This window comes from Mycobacterium sp. TH-M103, assembly GCF_057473785.1.
This window is the reverse complement of sequence record NZ_JBYCLG010000170.1, coordinates 1-3,411: the sequence shown is the minus strand read 5'-3', so window position 1 is coordinate 3,411 and position 3,411 is coordinate 1. Positions and strand designations below refer to the sequence as shown.

At 69.4% G+C, this 3,411-nt stretch carries 3 protein-coding genes, 1 tRNA gene, 1 other RNA gene and 2 pseudogenes; 3 read left to right on the top strand and 4 right to left on the bottom strand.

Going from position 1 to position 3,411, the window contains the following annotated elements; translation table 11 throughout:
* Positions 1 to 455: pseudogene (locus tag AC2VOR_RS09515) on the bottom strand (aminotransferase); the annotation flags it as partial.
* Positions 456 to 491: 36 nt separating this feature from the next.
* Positions 492 to 588, bottom strand: an RNA gene (gene ffs, locus AC2VOR_RS09510) — signal recognition particle sRNA small type.
* A gap of 79 nt (positions 589 to 667) precedes the next feature.
* On the opposite strand from ffs, the gene AC2VOR_RS09505 reads away from it, so the two are divergent.
* A tRNA-Ser gene (locus tag AC2VOR_RS09505) sits at positions 668 to 756 on the top strand.
* Between the two features lie 92 nt (positions 757 to 848).
* Positions 849 to 1,586 (top strand): lipid uptake coordinator LucA, encoded by a 738-nt coding sequence (lucA, locus tag AC2VOR_RS09500; RefSeq protein WP_369736520.1) that lies wholly within the window; start codon positions 849 to 851, stop codon positions 1,584 to 1,586.
* Between the two features lie 17 nt (positions 1,587 to 1,603).
* Here lucA and AC2VOR_RS09495 read toward each other — a convergent pair whose 3' ends face one another.
* Positions 1,604 to 2,359 (bottom strand): enoyl-CoA hydratase/isomerase family protein, encoded by a 756-nt coding sequence (locus tag AC2VOR_RS09495; protein WP_369736519.1) that lies wholly within the window; start codon positions 2,357 to 2,359, stop codon positions 1,604 to 1,606.
* Entirely contained in the window at positions 2,360 to 2,743 is a 384-nt protein-coding gene (locus AC2VOR_RS09490) for a hypothetical protein (protein WP_369736518.1), read from the bottom strand.
* A gap of 71 nt (positions 2,744 to 2,814) precedes the next feature.
* Here AC2VOR_RS09490 and AC2VOR_RS09485 point away from each other — a divergent pair.
* Positions 2,815 to 3,411 (top strand): annotated as a pseudogene (locus AC2VOR_RS09485) (dihydrodipicolinate reductase); the annotation flags it as partial.

The following is a 3,411-nucleotide window of genomic DNA, read 5'->3' as shown; positions in this document are numbered from 1 at the left end:
ATCTCGACGCCCATCGTCTCGGTGATGGCGAAGTGCCGGTCGTAGCCGGGGACGGGGCAGAGGAACTTGACGGCCGGTTCGTCCTTCCAGGGCCGCTGGGAGTCCACGCCGCCGTACAGCATCGAGAAGGCGACGATGTCGTGCATCAGCTCCAGGCTGGAGTTGTTCCCCGCGATCAGATTGGGCACTCCGATGCCCAGCAGCTCGGCGAAGATGGCCCGCAGCCCGGGCAGGCCGTGCAGGCCGCCGTAGTTGCGGGTGTCGGTGCCCTCGGGGTCGCGGAATTCGTCCCCGGGCAGGCTCAGCAGCCGGTTGGACAGGTCGAGCTGCTCCGGCGCGGGCTTGCCGCGGGTCAGGTCCAACGACAGCTTCTTGGACTGCAGCTGCGCATACTCCTGCTGGTGGCGTGCGTGCAGCGCGGTCAGCTCGTCAGGGCTGAGTAAGTCGAACGACACCGATGAGCCTTTCGTCGATCTGGTGCGGCGCCCCGAACATGGGGGACCCCGCGCACCCGACAGAGCCCATTGACCCTTGCTGCCTTCCGGCCCTGGGGGAGTTCACAGGATAGACGCCGCGCGGGGTCCTTCGGCGAGTGTAGTACCCGCGTCGGGGCGCCACGCACAAGCCGCAGGTCCCACCGCTGGACTCAGCAGTTACCATGGCCCACGGAGGATTCGCCTAGTGGCCTATGGCGCTCGCCTGGAACGCGGGTTGGGTTAACAGCCCTCGCGGGTTCAAATCCCGCATCCTCCGCCATTCGGAGCGCACCTTGAGCAAGGCGCGGACGAACACGACGTGGGTTCTGGTCGCCCCTGGACTGGCGTGAACTCACCAGCCTGAGGAGGCGTATGGGCCGGAAGTGGTTCGTGCTGTGGCACGCGTTGTCCGCGATTGCCGCCGGTGTCCTCTATTTCTACTGCGTCTTGCCGCGCTGGTACGAGCTGATGGGTGAGATGCCGCGGGCGCTGGGGATGGCCGGCCGAATCGCGTCGGGCGCGCTGATCGGCCTGGCCGCGCTCCCGGTGGTGTTCGTCCTGTTGCGCTCCCGCAGGCCGGAGCTGGGCACCCCGCAGCTCGCCCTGCGCATCAGGATGTGGTCGATCGTGGCGCACGTCCTGGCCGGGGTGCTGATCGTCGGGACCGCCATCAGCGAGATCTGGCTCAGCCTGGATACGGCCGGGCGGTATCTGTTCGGGATCTACGGCGCCGCCGCCGCGATCGCGCTGCTCGGCGTCTTCGCGTTCTACCTGGCTTTCGTGGCCGAGCTGCCGCCGCCTCCGCCGAAACCGATCAAGGCACGCAAGCCCAAGAAGCGCCGCCTCCGGCGCGCGAAGGGCGACGAGCAAGGAGCCGAGGCCCCGGACACCGAAGAGACCGAAGAGACCGAAGAGGAAGAAGCCGCGGAGGAGACCGCGGGAACCGAGGAGGTCGAGGCCGCCGAGACGCAGCAGGCCCCGACCGCCGAAGCGGCCGAGCAGCCCGACGACGCCCCGGGCGGGTTGCGCAACCGCCGGCCGACCGGGAAGGGCTCGCACCGGATGCGGCGCAGGGGCAGCCGCGGCGGCGTCGCGGTCGACGACGAATAGACGAATAGCGGGCGGCCTCAGCCGCGGTGCCGCATGCGCTCCACGTACTCGGCGAGGCGCTGCTGAGTCGCGGCCGAACCCCACATCCGGCGCACCTCGTCGTCGACGCCGGCGGACTCGCGAATGCGCGCCATGGTCGGGGCGTGCAGCCGGCCCTTGGTGTGGCGATAGGCGTCCGCCGGGATGCCGCCGAGTTCCGTCGCCTCCCCCACCGCCATCGCCATGAGATCGCCATCGACGACCCGGTGGGCGAGCCCGGCGGCGATCGTCTCGGCCCCGCGGTAGGTGCGACCGCCGAGCAGCACCACGTCCGCGTGGTCACCGCACGCGTAGCGCATGACCTCGAGCGCGGCGACCGGGAACGGCACCCCGACGTGCACCTCGGTCACCCCGATCTGTGCCTCCGGGATGATCAGGCGCCGGTCGCACGCGCAGGCCAGCACGCACCCGCCCGCGATGGCCGCACCGTTGACCGCGGCCACCGTCGGCCCCGGATAGGTGAAAAGCGCCTCGAACGCCTCCGACAGGGCGGGGACCAGCCGATCGGTGTAGCCGGCGCCTTCCGCCACCACGCGCTTGAGGTCGACTCCGGCGCTGAAGGCCCGGCCCGCACCGGTGACGACGAGCGCACCGGCGTCGTCCGACCGCGCCAGGTCGTTGACCGCGAGGGCCACCTCTTCCAACAGGTCGACGTCGAGGGCGTTGACGCTTCCCGACGACAGGGTCAGCACCCGCACCGATTCCACGGCATGAATCTCGATCACGTCGTCCACTCAAGCACGGGGCGGATCGGCGAGCACGACCGGAATGTCGGTGTTCTCGTCGGTGTGGTAGCTGGCGCACACGCGGTGGTAGCCATCGGCGATCTGCAACGCGACACCGCTGGACAGGTCGCCGCGCACCAGGAGGATCGGCGAGAGGGGCTGGCCCTTCTTGATCTTGGCCAGGTCCGCCGCGACGTGGGGGTTGTCGACGGGCAGCAGGCGCAGCCGCGCCGCCCGCAGGATGTCCTTGGCCTTCTTGCGCACCACGTTGCCGGCCTTGAGCCGCTCCGTCAGCTGCGTGACGGTCTGCGGGTCCACGAGCAGCGCGAGGTAGTCGGCCGCGGCCGGAAAGTCGTGGGCCTCGGGCCTTTCCAGCCATTTCACACCGGGCATCGGATGTCCTCCTTCGTACGGTCGCCGGATTCACTATCGCCCGCGAGCAGGCGATTCCCTATGCTGAGCGAGTGCCAAACACCTATCGCATCGTTCAATGGAACACCGGAAACGTCGGCAAGAGCTCGCTGAAGTCGATCGTGACCAATCCCCTGCTGGACCTGGTCGGCTGCTATGCGTGGTCCCCCGAGAAGGTCGGCCGCGACGCCGGCGAGCTGGTCGGCATCGAGCCGCTGGGCGTGGCCGCCACCAACGACGTGGACGCGCTGCTCGCACTGAAACCCGACTGCGTCGTCTACAACCCCATGTGGATCGACGTCGACGAACTGGTACGCATCCTGTCCGCGGGCGTCAACGTGGTGACGACGGCGTCGTTCATCACCGGCGGCAACCTCGGCGAAGGTCGCGACCGGATCCTGGCGGCCTGCCGGACGGGCGGCGCGACGATCTTCGGGTCCGGCGTCAGCCCCGGTTTCGCCGAGCTGCTGGCCATCGTGTCGGCGATGGTGTGCAACCGGGTCGACAAGGTCACCGTCAACGAGGCCGCCGACACCACGTTCTACGACTCCCCCGAGACCGAGAAGCCGGTCGGCTTCGGCCAGCCGATCGACCACCCGGACCTGCCGGCGATGGCCGCGAAGGGGACGGCCATCTTCGGCGAGGCCGTC